At 63.8% G+C, this 20640-nt stretch carries 18 protein-coding genes; 8 read left to right on the top strand and 10 right to left on the bottom strand.

All coding sequences use genetic code 11. The features are described 5' to 3' along the window. Positions 1 to 5: 5 nt before the first annotated feature. The 3 genes from AC1HIY_RS06925 (at position 6) to AC1HIY_RS06915 (ending at position 1923) form a co-directional block, all read left to right on the top strand. A complete protein-coding gene (locus tag AC1HIY_RS06925; RefSeq protein ID WP_479575991.1) occupies positions 6 to 707 on the top strand; it encodes a cytochrome c oxidase subunit 3 family protein in 702 nt (233 codons plus the stop codon). Between the two features lie 73 nt (positions 708 to 780). Beyond that, complete coding sequence (locus tag AC1HIY_RS06920; RefSeq protein WP_479575990.1) at positions 781 to 1563, top strand: cytochrome C oxidase subunit IV family protein; 783 nt, start codon at positions 781 to 783, stop codon at positions 1561 to 1563. Positions 1564 to 1629: 66 nt separating this feature from the next. After that, positions 1630 to 1923 (top strand): hypothetical protein, encoded by a 294-nt coding sequence (locus AC1HIY_RS06915; protein ID WP_479575989.1) that lies wholly within the window; start codon positions 1630 to 1632, stop codon positions 1921 to 1923. A 31-nt stretch (positions 1924 to 1954) separates the two neighbouring features. Here AC1HIY_RS06915 and AC1HIY_RS06910 read toward each other — a convergent pair whose 3' ends face one another. Next, a complete protein-coding gene (locus AC1HIY_RS06910; protein ID WP_479575988.1) occupies positions 1955 to 2806 on the bottom strand; it encodes a DoxX family protein in 852 nt (283 codons plus the stop codon). 340 nt (positions 2807 to 3146) lie between these two features. On the opposite strand from AC1HIY_RS06910, the gene AC1HIY_RS06905 reads away from it, so the two are divergent. Next, positions 3147 to 3611 carry a DoxX family protein gene (locus AC1HIY_RS06905; protein WP_479575987.1) on the top strand — a complete coding sequence of 155 codons (465 nt, stop codon included), beginning with the start codon at positions 3147 to 3149 and terminating at the stop codon, positions 3609 to 3611. Positions 3612 to 3642: 31 nt separating this feature from the next. Here AC1HIY_RS06905 and AC1HIY_RS06900 read toward each other — a convergent pair whose 3' ends face one another. Further along, positions 3643 to 4266, bottom strand: a complete 624-nt coding sequence (locus tag AC1HIY_RS06900) for a 5'-methylthioadenosine/S-adenosylhomocysteine nucleosidase family protein (protein WP_479575986.1) — start codon at positions 4264 to 4266, stop codon at positions 3643 to 3645. A gap of 109 nt (positions 4267 to 4375) precedes the next feature. Between AC1HIY_RS06900 and metF the strand changes: the two genes are divergently transcribed. After that, positions 4376 to 5332: a methylenetetrahydrofolate reductase [NAD(P)H] gene (gene metF, locus AC1HIY_RS06895; RefSeq protein ID WP_479575985.1), complete on the top strand. Its 957-nt coding sequence runs from the start codon at positions 4376 to 4378 to the stop codon at positions 5330 to 5332. A gap of 35 nt (positions 5333 to 5367) precedes the next feature. On the opposite strand, the gene hpf is transcribed toward metF, so the two are convergent. From hpf to AC1HIY_RS06875, 4 genes are all read right to left on the bottom strand, one after another. Continuing rightward, a complete protein-coding gene (hpf, locus tag AC1HIY_RS06890; RefSeq protein ID WP_479575984.1) occupies positions 5368 to 5682 on the bottom strand; it encodes a ribosome hibernation-promoting factor, HPF/YfiA family in 315 nt (104 codons plus the stop codon). Between the two features lie 211 nt (positions 5683 to 5893). Next, on the bottom strand, positions 5894 to 6370 hold the full coding sequence (gene ybeY / locus AC1HIY_RS06885) for an rRNA maturation RNase YbeY (RefSeq protein WP_479575983.1): 477 nt from the start codon (positions 6368 to 6370) through the stop codon (positions 5894 to 5896). Positions 6371 to 6398: 28 nt separating this feature from the next. Continuing rightward, entirely contained in the window at positions 6399 to 6854 is a 456-nt protein-coding gene (locus AC1HIY_RS06880) for a hypothetical protein (RefSeq protein ID WP_479575982.1), read from the bottom strand. A gap of 137 nt (positions 6855 to 6991) precedes the next feature. Then, a complete protein-coding gene (locus tag AC1HIY_RS06875) occupies positions 6992 to 7318 on the bottom strand; it encodes a cold shock domain-containing protein (RefSeq protein ID WP_479575981.1) in 327 nt (108 codons plus the stop codon). Between the two features lie 568 nt (positions 7319 to 7886). On the opposite strand from AC1HIY_RS06875, the gene AC1HIY_RS06870 reads away from it, so the two are divergent. Continuing rightward, entirely contained in the window at positions 7887 to 8252 is a 366-nt protein-coding gene (locus tag AC1HIY_RS06870; protein ID WP_479575980.1) for a DUF423 domain-containing protein, read from the top strand. 1 nt (position 8253) lies between these two features. Here AC1HIY_RS06870 and AC1HIY_RS06865 read toward each other — a convergent pair whose 3' ends face one another. The 3 genes from AC1HIY_RS06865 to sov all read right to left on the bottom strand — a co-directional run bounded on the left by AC1HIY_RS06865 (position 8254) and on the right by sov (position 17576). Then, positions 8254 to 8613, bottom strand: coding sequence for a hypothetical protein (locus tag AC1HIY_RS06865; RefSeq protein ID WP_479575979.1), 360 nt, complete (start codon positions 8611 to 8613; stop codon positions 8254 to 8256). A 128-nt stretch (positions 8614 to 8741) separates the two neighbouring features. Further along, positions 8742 to 9503 (bottom strand): lipoyl(octanoyl) transferase LipB, encoded by a 762-nt coding sequence (gene lipB / locus AC1HIY_RS06860; protein ID WP_479576048.1) that lies wholly within the window; start codon positions 9501 to 9503, stop codon positions 8742 to 8744. A 117-nt stretch (positions 9504 to 9620) separates the two neighbouring features. Next, positions 9621 to 17576, bottom strand: coding sequence for a T9SS outer membrane translocon Sov/SprA (gene sov / locus AC1HIY_RS06855; protein ID WP_479575978.1), 7956 nt, complete (start codon positions 17574 to 17576; stop codon positions 9621 to 9623). Positions 17577 to 18064: 488 nt separating this feature from the next. On the opposite strand from sov, the gene AC1HIY_RS06850 reads away from it, so the two are divergent. Both AC1HIY_RS06850 and AC1HIY_RS06845 read left to right on the top strand, forming a co-directional pair. Continuing rightward, complete coding sequence (locus AC1HIY_RS06850) at positions 18065 to 18562, top strand: YybH family protein (protein ID WP_479575977.1); 498 nt, start codon at positions 18065 to 18067, stop codon at positions 18560 to 18562. Positions 18563 to 18665: 103 nt separating this feature from the next. Beyond that, the gene (locus AC1HIY_RS06845) at positions 18666 to 19337 is read left to right on the top strand and encodes an SDR family NAD(P)-dependent oxidoreductase (RefSeq protein WP_479575976.1); all 672 of its coding nucleotides are present in this window, start codon (positions 18666 to 18668) and stop codon (positions 19335 to 19337) included. Positions 19338 to 19388: 51 nt separating this feature from the next. Here the strand turns inward: AC1HIY_RS06845 and AC1HIY_RS06840 are convergent, their stop codons facing one another. Further along, positions 19389 to 20561, bottom strand: coding sequence for a saccharopine dehydrogenase family protein (locus AC1HIY_RS06840; protein WP_479575975.1), 1173 nt, complete (start codon positions 20559 to 20561; stop codon positions 19389 to 19391). Positions 20562 to 20640: the final 79 nt, after the last annotated feature.

Genomic DNA, 20640 nt, shown 5'->3' with positions numbered 1-20640 from the left:
AGATTATGGCATCAACGACTGCAACGGCGCACGCGGAGGCCCAGGCGCCCCACCATCCTCCGCATCTGCACCACCACTTCGTCTCGAGCGAGCAACAGTTCGACGCTTCGAAGATGGGGATGTGGCTGTTCCTGATCACGGAGATCCTGCTCTTCAGCGGGATGTTCGTCGCCTACACCGTCTATCGCGTATGGCACCCGGAGGTGTTCGACATGTCCGCGGAGCTGCTGGACTGGCGGCTGGGTGGTCTGAACACGCTGGTGCTGCTGGCCTCCTCGCTTACGGTTGCGCTGAGCATCCACTATATCCAGAACGACAACCGAAAAGGGCTGCTCATCAACCTGATCATCACGCTCGTATGCGCGGGGATCTTCATGACGGTCAAGTACTTCGAGTACACGGGCAAGTTTGCGCACGGCGTCTTTCCGGGGGCGAACTTCGCGCCGCACGGGGTGGCCAACGGCCATGATTATGCCGCGTTCAACGTCCCGTATGCCGCGCAGTTTTTCAGCATCTACTTCGTGATGACCGGCATCCACGGCTTTCACGTGCTCGTGGGCATGGGCGTCTTTACGTGGATCATCATCCGCGCGCGCAAAGGTCACTTTTCGAGTGAATACTACACCCCGGTCGAACTGACGGGCCTCTACTGGCACCTGGTCGACATCATCTGGATTTTCCTTTTCCCGCTCCTGTATCTGATCTAGATCCTCCGCCTTCCCCCGTGCGGTCCTGTGCCGCCCGGGAAAGCCTCCGTCTCAAGCCGAACTTCGAAAGCCCATGGCACACGCACACACCACCCATCACGGCCACATTCACCACGTCCCGAAGGAAACGCTCTTCAAGGTCTTCGGCGCGCTGGTATTCCTGACGCTGTTGACCGTCGCCATCTCCCGCGTCCACCTCGGGTCGCTCAACGTTCCGGTGGCCATCGGCATTGCGGCCGTCAAAGCTTCGCTCGTGGTGACGTACTTCATGGCGCTCAAATACGACAACAAGGTGAACGCCCTCGTGATGATGATCGGCGTCATCTTCGTGGGGGTCTTTCTCACCTTCACCCTGTTCGACACCGCTTTCCGGGGAGACCTGAGCAACGTCAGTCGAATGACGATCGCGGACGAAGAGCGCATGGCGGCGATTGCCACGGGTGAGATCGAAGCGCCCACGGGCGGGCATGGGACCGCCGCGGAGACGGGCGAACCCGCGACGCCGGGCGGGCATGAGACCGGCGCGGCGGCCGTAAGGACCGAAGGCGAGCACGCGGAAGCCGCACCGGCCGACACGCTCGACGCCGCGGCGCTGCTCCAGACCTACATGTGCACTTCGTGCCACGCCGTCGACAACCCCAACGTGATGGTGGGCCCCAGCCTGTTCGATGTGGGCAGCCGCCTCACGCCCGAGGAGATTCGCCAGTCAATCCTGGAGCCGGACGCCGTCGTCGCGGAGAACTTCCCGCCGGGCGTCATGAAGGGCACGCTCCAGGCTTCCGGCTTCTATGATAAGGTGACCCCTGAAGAGCTGGATGCAATAGTCAATTATCTCGCCGAGCGCAAAGGGAATTGATGGAATACCGGCGGACGGTGCAGGGTGGCCCGCCCTGTCTACGGCCTGCCGCAGCCGTGCGATATCATGGATTTCTTGCTCCTCATCGTAGCCGTCCCGATGCTTTTCTTTATGGCTACCTGGACGCTCGTCACGGCCTATCGGATTCTCCATCCCGAAGAGCCGTTGCCCCTGGAGCAGCACCCCGCTGAAAAGCGCCGCCGCGCCACGGCCCATGGCGTACCGGTGCCCGTGGGCGCACGCGACATCCGGGAGGACCAGCGCTATCGGCGGACGACGGTCGTCTATCAGTTCTATGAAGGCGACTCGGACGGCGTCCCGCTGCAATGGCGTGAAGATCTGTGGCTCCGCCGGAATTGAGCGGTCCTTTCGCCTGCCGAACAGCCTGACGTCAGGGGCGGCGTTCGTCCGGGCTCGCGAAGGCGCTCCGATAGACGAAGAAGAACAGCCCCAGAATGAAAAGCACCACGCCGACGAACACGGCCAGTTCTTCGGCTGCAATGCCCTCGGTGAAGATCGGGGCAATGTCCATGAGGATGAGGGAGGCGAACAGGACGAAGGCGAAGATGAAGATGCCGGCGTATCGGATCGTCTGTTTGACGCGCTCGCCTGCCGCCTCGGGTTCGACGGCCGTCTCTCGAACGGGCGCGCCCGCCTTCGTCTCGGTCCGTGGCTCGACGAACACGGCGACGTCCGTCTGCGTGAAATCGACCGTCGAGTGCTCGCGTTCGGCGCGCCCCCGCGTCTCCTCGATGATCAGCCTTCTTGCCGCGCGCTCGTGATCGTTCTGCGCCTGCTCGATGCCGGGAGTGATGGCCGGTTTCCACGTAAAGAAATAGTAGTCGAGCGAAAGGCGTCCCGGACCGAAGACGAAGATGATGCACAGGAGGAAGAGCACCAGTACGGACAATTCGAGCGATTGCCCCTGAGCCAGCAACCCTTCGGTCAGGTGCAGGTAGACGGCCCCGAGGAGCACCGGAATCTGAACCAGGGCAGCAACGCGGGTCATCAGCCCCAGCGCCATGATGAAACCGCCGTAGAGGTGCGCCAGGATGACGTAGTGAATGACGAGACCGCCGACCAGAAACCCCCGCGAGGCAATGAAATCCTGGAGGAGCGTCTGATCCGTCATGAACAGATACCCTCGGATGAAAAGCGCGATACCGAGGAAAATACGGATGAGATCCAGGCCATAGTTTTCATGAGGTTCTCGCCACGAGAGTCGGGTCATGGAAGCATTCATGGTGCACCTGGGATTGGTGGGAAGAGGAAGATGAGCGGGCGTCCCCTACTAGGTATAATAAAGCCGGGGTTTTGTCAATATGTCGTGAAGAGAAAGGAAGGGTTACAGGGCGCACCGTCCCGCCCGGATCTCCGCGGCGCAACGGTGAGGCGGGAAGGTTGAGCGCCGGGGAGGCAAGGACGGTGCACGCAAAGAGCCCTCGCCGAGGAGATCCGGCGGAAAAAGCCGCCTTTGCCCGGCGCACCCATTGACAAGAGCCGCGCCAGTGGATATTTATAAGGCACGTGAGCGGGCTTCCCCGGACCCGCGCCGCAATCCTCGGCATCAACCAGAGCGACCCATGAACGACCCGTATCAAAAGATCCTGCAATGGCAATGGCGGCACAACACTCTGGCCACCGACCTGATCCGCATCTTTCTGGGAATCGGACTTTTCGTGCGAGGGGTGCTTTTCCTCGCCGATCCGTCGAGGTTGGAAACGCTGGTGGATGCGCCGGGATTGGACTGGTTCGGCTACTACGTCACATGGGCGCACCTCCTCGGGGGCCTGTTCCTGACGGTCGGCCTCTTCACGCGCCTGTCGGCCCTGATCCAGTTGCCCATTCTGTTCGGAGCGGTGGCGCTGGTGCACCTGCGGGAAGGCCTCTTCGCCCCCACGCAGTCGCTCGAGCTCTCGGCCCTCGTGCTTTTTCTGCTCTGCGTGCTGCTCGTCTTCGGACCTGGACGTTTCTCGCTCGACTATTACCGGCAGCGCCGGAAAAAGGAACCCGGCGCTCCGTCCGGGGCCGCGCCGGCCATGGGCTGATGCGCCCGGCGGAAGGATCGACGGCGGCGCGTCATGCCGCCTGAAGCGTGCTCATCTCCGCGAGCAGGAAATCGGCGATGGTGTTGTGGGCGTCGGAGAGGGTTTGCAGCAGATGATCGTCCGGCGTTTGCATGTGGCCGGTGACGACCTTGACGATGTGGCACGGAAGCCCATGCGTAGCCGTCACGTAGGCGACGGCGTACCCGGCCATGTCCGTCATGTCGGCGATGCGTTGCCAGTAGCTGAGCTCCGTCTCCTCCTGCGCCGTGTGATCCTGCGTGACGAGGGTGCCGCGGGGGAGGTCGGGGAAGGGCACCTCGAGGGGCATGCGCGGATACGTGGGCGTGGAAAGCTCGATGCGGTCCCCCTCGAAGACCTGAGAGGCCGCCACTACGGCTCCCAGTTCAAACGCATCGGTGAGCGAGGTGCAGGTGCCGATGTGGAGCACGCGGCTCAGGCCGAGCGCATGACGGAAGCGCTGTAGCATGCGTTCCGTGCGCAACGTGGACTTGATCTTCCCGATCCCCGTCAGTGAGACGAGCAAATGGTCATCGTGAAGCGTCTCGCCTTCCATGAGGCCGCTGAACCGGCCGCGCTTATATCTCTGTAAAAAAGGTTGCGCTTCTTCCAGTGTCGAAAAAACAATCCCGATCATCGAACATGGTGGGGTTAGGGAAGTAAGAAAACGGCTTTTTGCGCCCGGAATACCCCGGCGGCTGCGTCTATATTAACGATGCAGCGCTGAAAACGAAAATCGCCCGCGAATGAAAGTCATCGAATTGCTGGATCGCGCCACGGAGACGCTGATCTCGTATGAGATCATCCCGCCGAAGCGCGGAGGATCCGTGGGGGAGATTATGGAAATCGTCGAAGAACTCATAGCGTTCGAGCCGCCTTTTATCGACATGACGAGCCATTCGGCGCAGGTGCAGTATGAAGAACGGCCCGACGGGACGTGGCGGCGGATCGTCAAGCGGAAGCGCCCCGGCACGCTCGGGTTGTGCGCCGCCATCCGGGGCCGCTTCGGCGTCGAGACCGTGCCGCACTTGCTCTGCCGCGGCTTCACGCGCGAGGAGACCGAGGACGCCCTCATCGAACTGAACTACCTGGGCATCCATAACGTGATGGCCCTCCGCGGCGACGACATCGGCTTCGACAAACCGATCCCCCGCAACCGTTCCCGCAACGAATACGCCATCGACCTCGTTCGCCAGATCGCCGAGATGAACCGGGGGCACTATCTCGAAGAACTCATCGACGCCGCGCCGACGGACTTTTGCGTCGGCGTGGCGGGATATCCGGAGAAGCATTTCGAAGCGCCGAACCTGAAGTGGGACATCCTCAACCTCAAGAAAAAAGTGGATGCCGGCGCGCACTACGTCACCACGCAGATGTTTTATGACAACCGGCATTTCTTCCGTTTCGTGGACCTTTGCCGGGAAGCGGGCATCACGGTTCCAATCATTCCGGGACTGAAGGTGCTTACGAGCAAACGGCAATTGCGGGCGCTGCCGAGCCGGTTTCACGTAGAGGTGCCGGAGGAACTCGCTGCCGAAATCGAGGCTGCGCCCGACGCCGAGGCGCCGGAGATCGGGGCAGCATGGGCCGTTCGGCAGTGCGAGGAGCTCATGGACGCAGGGGCGCCCTGCATTCATTTCTATATCATGCAGACGGCCCGCCACGTGAAGGGCGTCGTCGAAGCCCTGCGAAAAATGGCCTGACGACGCGCGAAAAACCGGCCGTGAAGGCAGGGCCGTTACCGGTGGACGTCTTTGCTGTTGTCGCGCAGCTTGGCTTTGTATTTCACGATCTGGCGACGCAAGCGCTCTACGCACCGATCGATGGCTTCTTCATGCGTGCCGGCGGTTTCTTCGGCGGCCAGTTTTTGACGATAGACGTTGAGGGTGATTTCGGCATACTCTCCCTGCGTGTGCCCGCTGTTTCTGGCGAGCACGATGTGCGCAAAGGTGATGCCGTCGTAGTAGCGTTCCAGTTTGGCAAGACGATCCGAAGCATACTGGCGAAGCTTCGGGTGAGCTCGGAAATGGCGTGCGGTGATTCTGGTTTGCATAGACCTTCCTCGCAACCTTGTGAGAGCATTGTGGAAAAGAACGCGGTGATGATGCGGCTGTCGGCGGTTTTCGCGAGGAGGGAGACAGAGAACGACGGGGCGGGGAGAGGTGCCATAAACGAAAATTGCGTCCCGGTTCTCGTGCTCATCCACCTGCGATGCGCGCTACCCTTTTTGTAATCAATCCCGGGCGGATTGTCAACGGCGGCGGCTATTTTTTATCGAGGTCGGGCGCGGGGCGGTCGAGGGCGGCGAGATAACGGTCTTCGAGCGCGCGCATGGCGGCTTTTTGGTCCGGGGTGGCGTCCTCGTAACCGGCCAGGTGAAGCAAGCCGTGGGCCACGTATCGTCGCACCTCTTCCTCGAAGGTTGCGTCGAATTCGGCATGACGCTCGGCGGCGGTGTCGAGGTCGACGTAGACCTCGCCGGAGAGGGGTTCGTCGGGCGTGTCGGCGCTGAGGTCGAACGAGAGGACGTCCGTGTGATAGTCGTGGTCGAGGAAGGCGCGGTTGAGTTCGAGGACGTGGGCGTGATCGGTGAGGATGATGCCGAGGTAGCGCCACGGGATGCCCTCGGCGCGCATGATCAGGCGGGCGAGGCGTTCGAGCGGGGCCTCGGCGACGCGGCGGGTGGGATGGGCCTGGGCGATGACGAGCCGGACGTCGGGAAGGTCGGGGGTGGTCGTCATGCGGCGGATGCGCTTGCGCGGCGCGGGCTCACCCGAGGTCGCCGAAGAGCGATTCGGTCATCGACAGGGCGACGGCGCTCATGATCATCTCCGGCGGCAACTGCGTGAAGTCCGCCGAGAGCAGCCGATCGTCAACGTTGGCGTAGAGCGAGCACCCGGCTTCGCGTTCGATCACGAGGCCGTTGGTGAGGCCGCCCTGCTTGGCGACGAAGATGACCTCGCCGAGTTCTTTGCTGGCCAGGAAGCCGGTGCAGTTCTGCAACTGGAGGAAAGAGCTGGCGGCGTAGATCGAGACGAGATTCGACGGGCCCTCGAACCCCGTCTCCGGCGGCAGCTCCAGCGTCATCTTTATTTCCAGCGTGAGGCTGCGCCCGCTCTGCGCGTCGTGAAGTTCGAAGCGGGCCAGAGAGCCGTCCCGTATGGGCGTGACCCCCAGCACCGACGCAATCCGCTCAATGTCGGTGTCCGAGAAAACAAACGCCATAGCAAGAGCATGGTTGAGGGAGACGCAAACAAAAGCCGCCGGCACTTACCGGCAGCTCGGTGCCCCTTTGCAGGCGGGAAAAGCCCGTCAGGAGGTTTGCGGAAAGATAGGTCTTGACCCGGCGAAAAACAACGCGCCTAGGCGGAATCCGTCGGGACCGAGAGCGGCTGGGTCAAGTTCTCCAGTGAGGGGCTTTCCTGGTTGAGCGAGGCGACTACGAGCGAGGGATCGACCGAAGGGCGAACCACCTCGTTCGTGCCCTTCACGCTGTGGGCATGCGGCCCTTTCTCTCCATCGTGCAACTCATATTCCACGATCTCGCCGGTGTGGAGCGTTTTGAAGCGCTTGTCGGTGACGATCTGAGAATAGTGTACGAAGATGTCCGGGCCCTGATTCGGATTGAGAATGAAGCCATAGCCCTTCTTGGCGTCAAACCACTTTACAACACTACGCTGTGCCTTCATGAGCGGCCTCCTTGAGCTGGTGCGGGTCAAAGGATCCTAAAGGGTAAAATCCGTGAGCTTGTGTGATGTCGCAATGGGTGAGCTGTTGTCCCGGGCTCGGGAGGTACGGAGCCGGGATCGCAGTGTGTCGTCACATGAGAACGGGATCCGGTGGCGGCGGTGTGCTTCTTTCCGACAGATGGCCGGATCGAACGGGTCTTCACCTCACCTTCAACACGGATGCACTTCGCGGGTCAAGGGTTGGATGCAGCGAAGCGTTGTGGCGAAACCTTTCGGGTCGATCCTGAGGTGAGAAGCCTTACGATACGATATTATCCTCCAAGATACACGTTCTAGAGAATGAATATAGAACCTAGCCTTTCAATCTGTCAACTCTGAGAACGTCGTTTTGAGGGGAAGGAACGGACCGGCCTTCTCGGAGCGGGCATACACGCAGGTCGGGCCGTTCACGCATGCATCCTGTCTTCCGGCGGGGGACTTGACCTTGGAGGCCGGAAGTCTGAACTTGGCCGGTGTTCGTTTCGCCTGCTCATGGAGCATTCCGGAAAAGACGTTTGAGAGGAATCGTATGCGGGTATTCGTGCTTATCGGGGCCGTGGCGGCGGGTCTGGGCGTGATGGCGGGTGCTTTCGGCGCGCACGCTCTGGCCGATCGCCTGACGCCGACGCGGTTGCAGACCTTCGAGACGGCGGTGCGGTACCAGATGTATCACGCGCTGGCGCTGCTGCTGGTCGGATGGCTGGCCTCGCAGTGGCCGACATGGCAGGTGCGCGGAGCGGGATACCTCTTCATGGCCGGCATCGTGCTGTTCTCGGGAAGCCTCTACGTGCTGGTGCTGACCGATACGCGGTGGTGGGGCGCCGTGACGCCGCTGGGCGGGGTCGCTTTCATCGGAGGATGGGCCCTGCTGGTCTGGGCCGCAGCCGTCCGCTGACTCAGGCCGTCTGGTCTTCTTCGAAGAGCAGGGTGATGCTCGGCGAGAGGTTGTGCTCCCGGGCAAGCCCCAGCAGGACCTCGGCGACCTCGGTGGGGGTGTCGTAGGCTCCGTGCTCCGTGCTGTCCACGGCGAGGGCATAGCCGATGTCGTCCTCTTCGTCGGGCGTGTAGGCTTCCCAGTCGGTGGCTTCTTCCACCACGAAAATCCCGTCGTCCGGCACGTACGAGGCGATGAAGCGCTCTTTGGCGGCGCGCTCGTCGATCAGGCTCAGGTTGCCCAGGGCCCCGTATTCCTCATCGAAGAACAACGTTTCGGCGATCAGCCGGAGGGTGAATGCGTCGAGGTCGAAAGGGGTCATGGTCAAAGGCGGTTTTCAGCTACCGGTTCAGGCGGGATACGAACAACCATGCGTCTCGGACGCGGAGGAAGCAGGGGCCAAGATACGGCAGAAGCGTTTATGTTGTGCTCCAGTCGGGCACAAATCTATCATACGGTGATTTCCGCTTCAAGATAGGCGCTCAGAAAAATGCGAGCTTCTTCGGCTTCGAGGATGGTGGTCCGGGCCTTGAAGCGTTCGGCAAAGTGGGCGACGACGCGCCGGCGCACTTCGGCCTCGTCGACGGGCTCGCCCCGCTCGGCGGCCAGCGACGTGACGCCCCGGTCGGTGATGCCGCAGGGGATGATGTGAGAAAAGAAGCCGAGGTCGGTGTTGAGGTTGAAAGCAAAGCCGTGCATGGTTACCCAGCGGCTCGACCGGATGCCCATCGCGCAGATCTTCCGTTCGGGGCCCTTGTCGTCCGGCCCGATCCACACGCCCGTGCGCCCGGCGATGCGCCCTGCCGCGAGGCCGTAGTCGGCGCAGGTGCGGATGACGGCTTCTTCAAGCTCACGGAGGTAGCGGTGGATGTCGGTGAAGAAGCGGTCGAGGTCGAGGATGGGGTAGCCGACGAGTTGCCCGGGGCCGTGGAAGGTGATGTCGCCGCCCCGGTCGATGCGGAAGAAGGTCGCGCCGCGCGCGGCGAGGGCCTCTTCGGAGAGAAGCAGGTGCGCGGCGTCGCCGTTTTTGCCGAGGGTATAGACCGGTGGATGCTCGACGAGGAGCATCACGTGCGGCGGCGCCTCGGGCGGCTCTTCCCGCTTGGCCGCGATCAGCCGGGTCTGCAGCCGGCGCTGAAGCTCCCACGCGGGGGCGTACGCCATACGGCCGAGGTGGCAGACGACCACGTGTTCCCGGTTCGTGCGCGTCATGGGCTCCTTTGCGTTCGTCGTCATAGGCTCACGGACCTTGCTGGGGATCCGGCAAAAAGACTCGCGGCGTGTACGCGCATCGGGCGGGTCGGTTCGCGCGGAGATCCGGGCCCCGGCTCAGTTCTGGATGTTCACGCGGATGTTGAAATTGCCCTGAATGTTGACGGCCGAGGGCTGGCGGCTGTCCTCGCTGTCGAACTTCTCATAGCGCAGCGTGAAGTTGGCCGTGACGCGATTGCTGAACTGATACGAGATCTGTGGGGAGACCGTCAGGCGGGTGTGGGCCGTCACGAGGGAGACGTTGTCTCCGGAGACGGCGTCTTCGAGGACGAACGTGTCGGTTTCGTCGATGGCCTGTGTGAGCGCGCGGCGGAGCGAGAAGCGCCGGTCGCTCGTCTGTGAGCGGGAGACGGTCAGGCTGAGGCTGACGCGATTGTTGAGTCGCTTGCCGCCGAGGAACGGGATCTTGAGACCGGTCTTCTGGAAGCTGGCCGTGAACGAGATCTCGCTCGTCTTGTTTTCGCTGACCTCGAAGTTGCTCGTGCTCAGGGAGTACGTGTTGCTCTTGTTATAGGTGACGTTGGTCTGGATGCGTCCTTTCCAACTGACGTCGAGGCCGACGAGCGGCTGGTATCGTTCGTTGATGCGGATGGTGCCCGCCTGTGTCTCGGGGATGCGGAAGGAGATGCGGCGCGTGCCGAGGTCGAACGTGGCGAGGGAGTCGCCGCCGACGGCCGCGGTGTTCGTGCGAAAGTCGCTGCTGTAGTCGGCATTATAGCCGTGTCGCACCGTCATGCTCTGGACGAGGCTCCGGAGGAGGGGCCATTTCGAGAGACCGGTGTAGTTGATGTTCCACGTGGGCATGGGGAAGGGCAGCAGCCCCCGCCCGTCGAGCGGGCCGAGGCCGGATGTGAAGGCGGTGCGGAAATCGTCGGCGACGGTCTGGTTCGTCAGCACGACGCGCCCGTTGCCGTCCTCGTCGCCGAGGACGGGCGCATTCGGGTCGAGCTGCGCGGCGAGGTCGCGCTGATAGGTTTCGAGCTGCTGCTGGAACAGGTCAAGGTACGAGGCCCCGAAGGTCCAGACCGAGGCGCGGTTGTTGCCGCCGAGGGTCTGCGTGATGTCGACCGAGTCGAGGCCGGCGATCTGGCGGTAGGTGAGGGTGCGCCCTTCGGTCCAGTCCACGTTCCAGTTGAGGTTGATCTGGAGGGCCTGGCTCGGGTTGAGCGTCGTGCGCCCCTGGATGCGGTTCGAGTTGTTGAACTGGTCGGACACCTGCAGCGTCGGATCGATGAGGCGGTTCTGGAGCCCGATCTCCCGTTCGAGGCCGAAGCGGTAGCGCAGCGACGGTCCCTTGCCCTTGAAGGCGTCGAAGATGCTCCAGGGGGAAGACACCGCCGCGCTGTCGTTGGCGAAGCTGCCCACGTTGGTCGAACTGGCGCTGCGCGTGCCGGAATACGTGATGTTCAGGTCCCGGATGCCGGTGACGGCCAGCACCAGGCGCCGCAGCAGCGAGGCGGGGCTGGGCAAGGGCAGCGAGAGACCACCGCCCTTTTTCTCTTCCTCCACCTGCGCGTCGTCCCCGGCTTCTCCTGCGGCTTTCGTCTCTTCTCCGGCCTGTGCTTCTTCTCCGGCCTGTGCTTCTTCCCCGGTCTGCGTCTCTTCCCCCGCTTTTTCCTTGTTTTTGGCCAGGCGTTCCCGCTCTTTCTTCAGCTGTTCGAGTCGTTTGCGTTCCTCTTCGCGCCGGCGATTTTCGGCCTGCTTGGCCGCGTCGGCCTCGCGCTGCGCCTCTTCCAGGTTGCGATAGAAAGCAAATTTGCGCCACAACTCCTGAATGCGCAGCGTGATGCCTCCTCGCAGGTCGAACTGGTTCGAGACGTTCGCGCCCGTGTTGCGCCCCACCGGACCGTTCTGCCAGGAGAACTGGGCGCTGTAGTTGACGTCCTGAATGTTGAGCCAGTTCAGGGCCTGGCTCCGCGCAAACTGGGGTCGGAACGTGGCCGAGAAACGCTGTTCATGACGTTCGGTGCGGACGCCCTCGACCCCTTTGAGGAATTTTCCGAAGACTTCTCCAGCGGGGCGCACCCGAAGACGCTCGATCTGGAAAGCGTTATTGTCCAGGTCCGCTTCGGTCACCACGCCCTGCGCCAGCGCTTCCTCGAGCGAAAGGCCTTCGAACGTCTCGAGGGCCCCCGTGCTGTCCTGGGTGACGACGCTGAAGAGCGTGTCCACGCCGATGGCGTTGAGGCTCTGGTTGGTCGTCATGTCGAGGCTCAGGTTGAGGAAGCCGAACGGGTTGTATTGCAGTTGGAAGCTGCGGTTGTGCGTGAAGGATTGCTTTTCCCGAAGCGGGAAGGCGACGGGTTCGGGCAACGTCTCGCCGGCCACGGCATTGACGGCGAGCGGGCGATCCCGGGTTTGCGTGAAGCTGCGGGAGGCCGTTCCTGAAGCGGAGAGGGACTGCGGGAGATAGTTGAACCGAAGGTCTCCGAGGATGCCCACGATCGGCACGTCGCCGAGGAACCAGAAGGGGCGGACGGTTTTGGGCCGCCGCACGTTGAGCCGGTAGCTGAGCGTGCTCGACCAGCGCCACGAGTCGTTGATCTGAAGCGAGGGGTTGCGCGCGTCGGTGTCGGTATATGAATAGGTGAGGGCGAGTCCGTCGAGCGTCGTGCGCAAGAGCCCGGAGCGCGAGCCCTGTTTGCCGATGCGCGTCGTGAACGAGCGGGTGAAACTGCGCGTTTCCGCCGACTCGATCGCCTGTTGTTTCTCGAGCGCCTTCTCCTCGGCGGTGAGGTCTTCCCGCTCGTCGATCTGCGCCAGCAGTTCGTTGAGGCGGACGTCGCCGCGGGTGGGCGAGAAGCGCGGTCGGGAATTGTTCGATTGCAGCTGAAGCGAGATAGGGATCGACCAGCCGAAGCGCTCGGGAATGAGTTTGTCGGCGTTGAATTCGGTGGTGACGCTCCAGTTCGAGAGCCTGTTTTGCTCGCGTTCGTCGAGGGTGCTCGAAAGCGAACCGAAGCCGTCGGTCTGCTGCTGGAAGTTTGCTTTGATGCGGGCGAGATCGGCCAGCTTGAAATCGGCATTGACGAGCGCGGCCCAGCCGTTCTGCTCGTCGTAACCGGAGACGCGCAGCTCGTTCACCCAGAGCGTCACGTCTTCGAGGATGTCTTCGAAGGCGGTGCTCGTCGAGTCGGCGGCGTTGCGGATGCCGATGACGATGGTGTTGATGCGACTCAGCGACGGCGTGCCCCGGATGGCCAGCCGCGTGCCCGGCGGGGCGAACGTCTCGGCGTCGGGCGCATCGGTCGCGACGAGGCTGTCGCCGAGCACGTTCCAGAAGGTGCTGTCGGTGGGAAAGGCCAGACGGTCGCGGGTCACCTTGAGTTGGTTGAGCGCGCCGAGCACCAGGTTCATCGAGTTGAGGTCGCGGATCTCGCCGTTGAAGTCCTGGTTGGTCTGCCAGAGCTGATCGGCGTCTCCGGCGGTCTCACTGCTGGGCGAGAGGGGCTGCTCGTATTCGTAATAGTCGTTCGTCTCGTTTGCGCCGAGCCGGACGAAAAGCCGCACCTTCTCGCGGGCGACCTCTTTGGGTAGCGTCGAGAGATCGACGCCGTCCGCCGTCTGCCCGTGCATGTGGACGAACATGCGGAGGTTGGAGTACTTGAGCAGGTCGAGGCCCTGGTTGTACGTGCGGAAGATGGCGCGTTGCTTGCCGGGCCGCAGGTTCTCCGTGCGAAGGATGAGGGCCTGCTCCCGCGCGTTCTGGATGCCGCCGCTGGCCAGGCGCGTCCGGCTGATGATCGCACCCGGCGGCGAGAGGTAGATGGCGTCTTCCTCGTTGTTGATGCTGGAGATCGTCAGCCGGGTCTGGTTGGTGAGCGTGTCGGCCGGCGTCTCGTGTTCGAGCGTGATCTGCTCCGACTTCTGCCACTGGCTGCCGACGAGTTCGAGCGTGGCAAAGCGGATCGTGACGGGCGCCTGGTGGCCGGTCGTCCACAGGCGGATCGACTCGATGAGGCTGAAGTCCCGGATGTCGCCCACGCGCCGCGTGTATTTCTGCACGGGGATGCGGATCTGGTACCAGCCGGTGCGCCGGTCGTTCTCCTTGTCGATGATCTCGCCCACGACGTAGTCGTCCACGCGGTCGGGCGCGGCCAGCGAGTCGAGCACGGCCTTGCTCAAGGGGATCTCGTACTGGAAATAGCTGTTTTCGGTGTCGATGGCCGAGTTCAGGTTGCGGTCTTCCGAGTCGGGGTAGCGCGAGTTGCCGCGCTTGACGGTGGTGTTGTTGGCCAGCTTGTTCTGCGCTTCGAAAGCGTTCAGCTCGTGCCCGGCAAACCACCGGGTGAAGCGCTGCTGGAACGTAGCCCGCCCGGGGAAGAGCTGCGTGTCGTCGAAGAAACGGCTGTTGGCGAAATAGTGATAGTCGTCGCCGGAGGGGTCGAGCCTGGCCTTCTCGACCTCGGCGCGATAGCGGGCATCGCCGCCGACGTCGATGGCGTCGAGGAAGCTGCGGAAGTGCTCCTGCTCGGTCAGCGAGTACGTGCCGTCTGTGGCGTACGAGGCGAGGCCGTCGAGGCCGAGGTCTTCGGTGCGGTTCGTGGCGTCGTCGATGTCCACGGCGCTGTTTTGCGTGCCGTTGGGCAGGCGTCCCCAGGGCGCCACACTGTTCGGAGGGAATTCCGTCAGCGAGAGGCCGTCCTCGTTGTTGAGCTTTTCGTCGGGCAGGACGTCTTCCGAGATCGACCCGAGGTCCACGTAAAGCTTGGCGTCGCGCCCGGCGTCGCCCGAGTTGGTCTCCGGGAAGGGGCGGATGATGAACTCGACGAAGTCGATATTTTTCAGGCTGAAGTCCGTGAAGCCTTCGGGCAGGCGCTGGGCCATGCCGCCCCAGGCCTCCCTGGGGTTGTTCAGGAAATTCTGGAGGTCGGTCGTGTAGTTGTAGGGTCCGCGCTCGGAGGGGTTGAAATAGAGGTCGAGCGTCTGCAGGGTCTGGTCGATCTCGGCGCGGGTGTCGCGGTTGGGGAAGACGTCGCGGATCTGCACGATGTCGACGGCCTCGGGGTTGAAGACGGGCACGCCTTCGAGCTCGCGCAGCATGTTGGCGTTGATGGCGTACCATCCAAAGGAGCCGCGCCAGGTGGTGCGAAGCGAGTCCGAGCGGGCATCGGTCTGCAGGCCGTCCCGGTCGATGACGCCGATGGAGTCCGGGGGGGAAGCCAGTTGCCAGGAGCCCGGCTGTTTGAGGGAGAACGTGTTCTCGAAGCCCTCGAAGTCGTCGATGTACGAGATGCCGTTTTGCTCGTCGGGAGCGAAATTCTGTCCGTTTTTTTTCAACTCATCCTGCGTTCGGCGGAAGGCGATGGTCTCGCTCGCTCCCGGGCGGAGCTGGGCGAACTCGCCGGTGACGGCGAGCGAGCTCGGGGCTTTCGTCTGGATGAGGGGCAGGAAGTCGATGGCGCGCGTGAGCCAGCGGGGTTCGAGTTTGAACGACCCGTCGAGGCCCCAGATGGTGTTCTGGATGGGCTCTTCGCCGATGCGGTATTTGTCGATGGGGGACTTCTGGCTCATGCGCATGACGGTGGCGCCGAGGCCGAAGTTCTCGCTCAGGGTGTAGTCGGCCCGGAGGCCGAGGAGGGTTTTTTTCTGGAGGTTGAAGAACGAGTTTTGTTCATACTGGATGTCGATGTCCCGCCCGGCGGTAAGATAGGCCGGGTTCGTGATGGTGACCGTTCCGCCCTGATAGTCCACCACGAAGTCGGCGCCTTCGTTGAGCGGGGTGCCGCCGGAGGTGACGCGCACCGAGCCGGGCACGAGGCCGGCATAGGCGCGGAGGTCGTAGAAGGATTGCACCGATCCCTGATAGGATCCGCGGATGCGGTAGACGTCCAGCTGTGTGTCCCGCCGGGCGTTGGTCTTTTTCTGGGTGTAGAGGCTCTCAAAGACGAACAGGTCCTTTTTCTGCTGTTTCTCCTGGGCCGTGCCGCCGCTCTGCTCGATCAACTGGTCGATGCGGGCGCCGAAAGGTTCGAGGTAAGGGAAGATGAGCCGTCCATTGCCGGGGTCGATGGTGTAGTTGACGAGGTAATCGAAGCGGTCGTCGGGACGCGGGGCCTGGTCCTCGTTGAGCCGGTCGAGGCCGAGCAGCTGGAGCAGCGTGGCCTGCCCGCCCACGCCGGGGAGCGTCTTGGCGGCGGTCTTTCCGGGGGGCTCGAAGAAGACCTGGAGCTCGAAGTTGGTCGGGTTGATGCCGGCGCCGGGGAAACGATAGATGTTGCGAAGCTGGAGATACCACACGGCGGGGTTGAAGTCGTTCTCCGGCGCGGGCTGTCGGAGCTGCACCGGACGCAGCAGCTTGAGCACCAGCTTGTCCTCGTTTTGCCCGCCGCCCGAGCCGCCGGTGTCCGTCGAGAAGTCGCCGATCTGCACGGCGCGCCCGTTGGCGATGTAGCGATAGCTCACGGCAAGGGCCTCGTTCTCGAGCAGGCGCTGCTTCAACGTGACGTAGCCGAGCACCTCGTCCACGGTGTAGTCGCGCCCGCGTTCGAGCTTCTTGAAACGCCCGACCTGGAAGTCGGAGCCGGTGAGGCCCTTGACGTCTTCGAGGTACGAGGCCGGCGCGGCCTTCTGCCCGTCGCGGAGCTGGGTGTCGAGCTCATCGGGATTGACGGGTTCGCCCCGGTCGCCATACTGGTCCGTGAGCGGGTCGGGCAGGATGGCCTCGGTGAACGCATTGGCCTCTTCGAGCAGGCGCGGGTCCTCGCCCAGATCCACGAGCGCTACGGCCTGCCGCACGTTCTCCTCCTCCGGCGTCGTCGGCTGGAGCTTCCATAGCTCGAGTTCGGCAATGCGTTCGAAGCCGTTGGCCACGCGGATGTTCGGAGGATCGGAGAGCGCATCCTCCCAGCGGTTTCGGAAATAGTAGCTGACGAAGAAGTGGACGTCCTCGTCGTAGTCCGTCGGCTTGAGGTCGAAGGGGGTCGTCTCGGAGCCGCCCTCGATGTTGAGGCTGTTCGACTGGCCCTCCTGCTGGCTCATCACCGTGGTCAGATACAGGCCGCCGACCTGAAACTCACTCTTGATGCCGAAGAGGCTCTGCCCGCCCCGGATGAGCGACGAGGGCGTCTGAAGGAAGACGTTCCCGGCCTCGATCTTCTGAATGATCTCGTCCTCGTAGCCGGTGTACTGCAGCTTGATCTGGTTCTGATAGTCGAACTGGTTGTTCGAGTCGTAGTTGACGTCGATGCGGAGCTTGTCGCCGATGGTGCCGGTGATGCCGAGGCGGAGGTCCTGCTTGAAGTCGGGGTTGAGCTGGGAGGCGCGCCCGGTAAGGGCCACCTGCTGGTCGCTCTTGCGATAGTCGAAGCCGGCCTTGATGTCGGCCTGTCCGTTGACGCGGAGGTCGAGTTCGTTCTTGCCGAAGATGGTGGTGAAGGCGCTGTTGCGCCCGCCGGGGACGACGATGTTCAGCCCGAGGCCGCCGCGTCGCTTTTGCTCGCGGAGGCGGGAACGCTGGTCGTAGAGCTCGCGCCAGTTCTTTTCGAGGCCGTACCGGAGACGCTCCCTCTGGTACGTGCCGAAGTCGAGCGTGAGGGGCTCGCGCACGTCCAGGTCGCTGATGCGCTCCCGCACGATGAACCGCTGCTCGGTAGAGTCGAGGAAGATCTGGTGCTGCCACTGGCGACCGAGGCTGAGCGAGAGGGGACGGCGGCGGCGAGGGAAGAGCGCGGCCGAGGGGCGATCCCGTCGGAAGCCCGGGAGGTATTTCCTGACGAGGCCCGTGTCGGGCGGGACGGCCGTGGAGTCGGTCTGCAGGGAATCCGAGCGGAGCGAGTCGTCGAGGAGCGCCTCCGGGAGCACGTCCGGCAACGCCACGTGCACCGTGTCGGTGTCGGCGCGCGCGACGTAACCCTGCCCGGGCAACGCCGCCGCAAACCGGCCGGGCGCGGCGCCGCCGGAGAGCGCAGCCAGCAGCACGAGCGCGCCGAGCGACAACGCCGCGAAAAACCGCGCCGGGTGCGCCCGCGCGGGCCTACCGGCGCCTGAGACGAGGGGAGAGTTCGATCGCACGAAGCCTGAGTCGGGTTAAACTTCTTTGAAAACAATTGCCGAGGATGGACGGAATCCGCTGCGCCTACGCCAGAGGGCGACGCATCGGGAGTCTCCGGCTCTTGTCAGGTTCGTATCAAGAAGTGCGTATACGCGATCTCTGGATTGGGTCTTCGGAAAGCGGGGCGCCCGCCCTTTCCCATTCTTATCTGCGGGGTGTGCACAGGCTTCGCAAGAGGCACGGATCGGAAAGCTAATCGTTGCGCCGGTATGCTTCAAGAGAAAAAATGCGCGCCTTGCATATACGGTAGATATTCAATACGGCAGGGAGGGGGAGGACGGCAGCCCTTCTAAACCCTGTCGTCGGGCTTTTGTTCTTGGTTCGTGACCGTGGATCCGCGCGCTTGCCTCTTCCTTTCGAAAGGGTGACTTTCGTATCATACACGCGCCGGGGACGCGACGCCCAATGCGTCCGGCACGGGAGCACCCTGAAAATATCGGTCACGCTCATGGAAACGTTAACGTTGGGCGCGCGGCTGTGGGGCGCGCGCCTCGCTTTGCTGTCGCTCGTCCTGCTCGCCGCCTTCGCTTGCCGGAACCCGACGCCGGAGCCCGCCTTCGACGCGGAGGATGCGGAGCGCGCGGTGCGCGAGGTGCTCCGGCGGCAGGTCGACGCGTGGAATCGGGGCGACGTCGAAGCCTTCATGGAGGGCTATGCCCGCACGGACTCGCTTCGCTTCGCCTCCGGCGGAACCGTGCGGCGCGGTTGGCAGACCACGCGCGACCGTTATCTCAAGACGTATCCCGATCGGCAGGCCATGGGCAGGCTCACGTTCGACAGCCTGGAGGTCCGCGTGCTCTCGCCCCGCTGGACAACGGTTTTCGGGCGATGGCATCTGACGCGCGGCGGCGCTTACGAGGACGCCGGCGGCCTCTTTACGCTCCTCTTCGAAAAACGGCCCGCAGGCTGGCGCATTGTCGCCGATCATACGTCGTCCGGAGGCTGAATGGCACGCGCCCGGACCGGGTGACGCAGGGTCGGGTGACCGTTTCGCAGGCAGATCGGAGTGCGTGAAATACTGAAAATATTATCTTTATCAATTCATCACGATGAAAAAACCAGCGCATGACACGCTTGAAGGCAAGGTCGTCGCCATCACCGGGGCTGCCGGACGGCTGGGACGGCGCATGGTGTGCGGCTTCGAAGCCCACGGTGCGACGGTGGCCGCCCTCGTGCGGGAAGCGCCGGAAACGCTGCCGGGCGCTGCGGCGGTTTTCGTCGCCGACGTGACCGAGGAGGAACGCGTGACGGCGTGCTTCGAGGAGATCGCCCGGCGCTTCGGCAGGCTCGACGCGCTCATTCACACCGCCGGCATGTGGGAGGGGCGGCCCTTCCTGGAAACCTCGGCGATGGACTGGGAGCGGGTCATGCGGGTGAACCTGACCTCGGCGTTTCTGTGTTTCCGCGCGGCGGCGGGGGTCATGCGCGGGCGCTCCGGGCGGCTCATCGGCATCGCCTCGGGGCAGGGCGCCGACCGGGGGCGCGCCGGGCAGGCGGCCTATTCCGCCGCCAAAGCCGGGATCATTCGTCTGGTCGAAGCCGTGGCGGAGGAGTTCGCAGCCGAGGGCCTGACGGCGCACGCCGTCGCCCCGTCGTTCATTCGCTATGCCGACGACGACCCGCCCGGCGTCGACGCCGGCGACCTGGTGGCGCTGTGCCGGTATCTTTGCACCGACGCCGGAGCGGCGCTCAACGGGGCCGTGCTCCGGGCCTACGGGTGAGGTCCCGGCCCTTAGTTTTGCACCCCCGGTCGTCTGCCCGCTCCGCGCCTCTCAGCCTTCCGGCTTCCGCACGTCCACGTAGCCGTCGCGCCAGGTCGAGGTGATGGTGAGGCCGCGCTCGATGAGCAGGCCGCAATACATGGCTTTCGGCACCACGAGCTCCGGCGGGGCGGCGCCGCTGCCGGGCGCCTGTCCGGAGGCGAGCATGAGCGCCACCGTGGCGGTGGGGATGCTCGTGCACCGCTTCATCGCGGTGAGCTTCTGCGTCTCGTCGTACCGGTCGATCATCTCGTAGACGAGCGACGTCTTTTGGCCCTCGAGTTCGCCGTGGATGACCACGCGCATGAGCACGGCATCCTCGTGATCGCCGCCGAGGCGCTGGGTCATGCGGCGGACGAGCACGTCGCGGTAGGTCAGGTGTGTGCGCACGTCGATGGTGCGCCGTTCGCCGAAGCCGAGGCCCAGGAGGAAGCTCATCTGATGGGCGTGGCCGGGCCACCGTACGGTCTTGTGGTCGAGCGTTCGGACCCGGCCCACGAGGGCTTCGGCGAGCAGGGCCAGGCTGCCCGCCGTGCAGAAGGCTTCGAGGGTGCGGAAGCCGCCGAAGTGGATGCGCTCGAGGTGCGTCAGGGGCTCGCACAGCTGGAGGTCTCCCTCCTCGATGCGGTGGACGGGGTTCGTGTAGTCGTCGATGACCTTGTTGGCCGACCAGGAGATCCGGAAGTTGAACGGCGGCTCGGGGTGGAGCGGCACGTCGCCCACGCGCAGGTAGGCGGCCTCGACGGCGTCGAACTGGCTGACGCCCAGCAGGCACAGGATGTTGATGAGCCCCGGCGCAAGGCCGCAGTTCGGCACGATCCATATGCCCCGCTCCTTCGCCTCTTCGTCGAGCGCGAGCTCCTCGCGGACGATATCGTCGTTGCCGCCGAGGTCGCAGAAATGGATGCCCAGTTCCAGGCACAGCCGGGCGAGCGCCGGGTTCATCTGCGGGGACACCGAGCCGATGACGCACGCGCTGCCTTCGAGGATCGGACGCAGCACGTTCTGGTCGCGCGCGTCTACCTGGTAGGAATGCAGCTTGGGGCTTTCGACGGTGTCGTGCAGCCTCCGGAGGGACCGGGCATGGGCGTCGCACACCTGCACCTGCGTCACTTCCGCCCGATGCGCCAGGTCATACGCGATGGCGGACCCGATGGCGCCCGCGCCGATCACAGTGATTTTCATGAAAGCCCTCGGTAGAGTCCAATGATGTCACGCACGGGCGTCAAGATACGGATCGCGGACGTACCGGCGAGACGGCCTT

The organism is Rhodocaloribacter sp., assembly GCF_056451265.1.
This window is presented reverse-complemented; position numbering and strand designations above follow the sequence as displayed.

Bases quoted from the DNA above. Each gene is read 5' to 3' on its own strand.
- AC1HIY_RS06900 (WP_479575986.1), bottom strand. From the start codon at position 4,266: ATGATCGGGATTGTTTTTTCGACACTGGAAGAAGCGCAACCTTTTTTA.
- lipB (WP_479576048.1), bottom strand. From the start codon at position 9,503: ATGACGCGCACGAACCGGGAACACGTGGTCGTCTGCCACCTCGGCCGT.
- AC1HIY_RS06880 (WP_479575982.1), bottom strand. From the start codon at position 6,854: ATGGCGTTTGTTTTCTCGGACACCGACATTGAGCGGATTGCGTCGGTG.
- AC1HIY_RS06920 (WP_479575990.1), top strand. From the start codon at position 781: ATGGCACACGCACACACCACCCATCACGGCCACATTCACCACGTCCCG.
- AC1HIY_RS06875 (WP_479575981.1), bottom strand. From the start codon at position 7,318: ATGAAGGCACAGCGTAGTGTTGTAAAGTGGTTTGACGCCAAGAAGGGC.
- AC1HIY_RS06865 (WP_479575979.1), bottom strand. From the start codon at position 8,613: ATGACCCCTTTCGACCTCGACGCATTCACCCTCCGGCTGATCGCCGAA.
- AC1HIY_RS06905 (WP_479575987.1), top strand. From the start codon at position 3,147: ATGAACGACCCGTATCAAAAGATCCTGCAATGGCAATGGCGGCACAAC.
- AC1HIY_RS06925 (WP_479575991.1), top strand. From the start codon at position 6: ATGGCATCAACGACTGCAACGGCGCACGCGGAGGCCCAGGCGCCCCAC.
- AC1HIY_RS06845 (WP_479575976.1), top strand. From the start codon at position 18,666: ATGAAAAAACCAGCGCATGACACGCTTGAAGGCAAGGTCGTCGCCATC.
- ybeY (WP_479575983.1), bottom strand. From the start codon at position 6,370: ATGACGACCACCCCCGACCTTCCCGACGTCCGGCTCGTCATCGCCCAG.
- hpf (WP_479575984.1), bottom strand. From the start codon at position 5,682: ATGCAAACCAGAATCACCGCACGCCATTTCCGAGCTCACCCGAAGCTT.
- AC1HIY_RS06840 (WP_479575975.1), bottom strand. From the start codon at position 20,561: ATGAAAATCACTGTGATCGGCGCGGGCGCCATCGGGTCCGCCATCGCG.
- AC1HIY_RS06915 (WP_479575989.1), top strand. From the start codon at position 1,630: ATGGATTTCTTGCTCCTCATCGTAGCCGTCCCGATGCTTTTCTTTATG.
- metF (WP_479575985.1), top strand. From the start codon at position 4,376: ATGAAAGTCATCGAATTGCTGGATCGCGCCACGGAGACGCTGATCTCG.
- AC1HIY_RS06850 (WP_479575977.1), top strand. From the start codon at position 18,065: ATGGAAACGTTAACGTTGGGCGCGCGGCTGTGGGGCGCGCGCCTCGCT.
- AC1HIY_RS06870 (WP_479575980.1), top strand. From the start codon at position 7,887: ATGCGGGTATTCGTGCTTATCGGGGCCGTGGCGGCGGGTCTGGGCGTG.
- AC1HIY_RS06910 (WP_479575988.1), bottom strand. From the start codon at position 2,806: ATGAATGCTTCCATGACCCGACTCTCGTGGCGAGAACCTCATGAAAAC.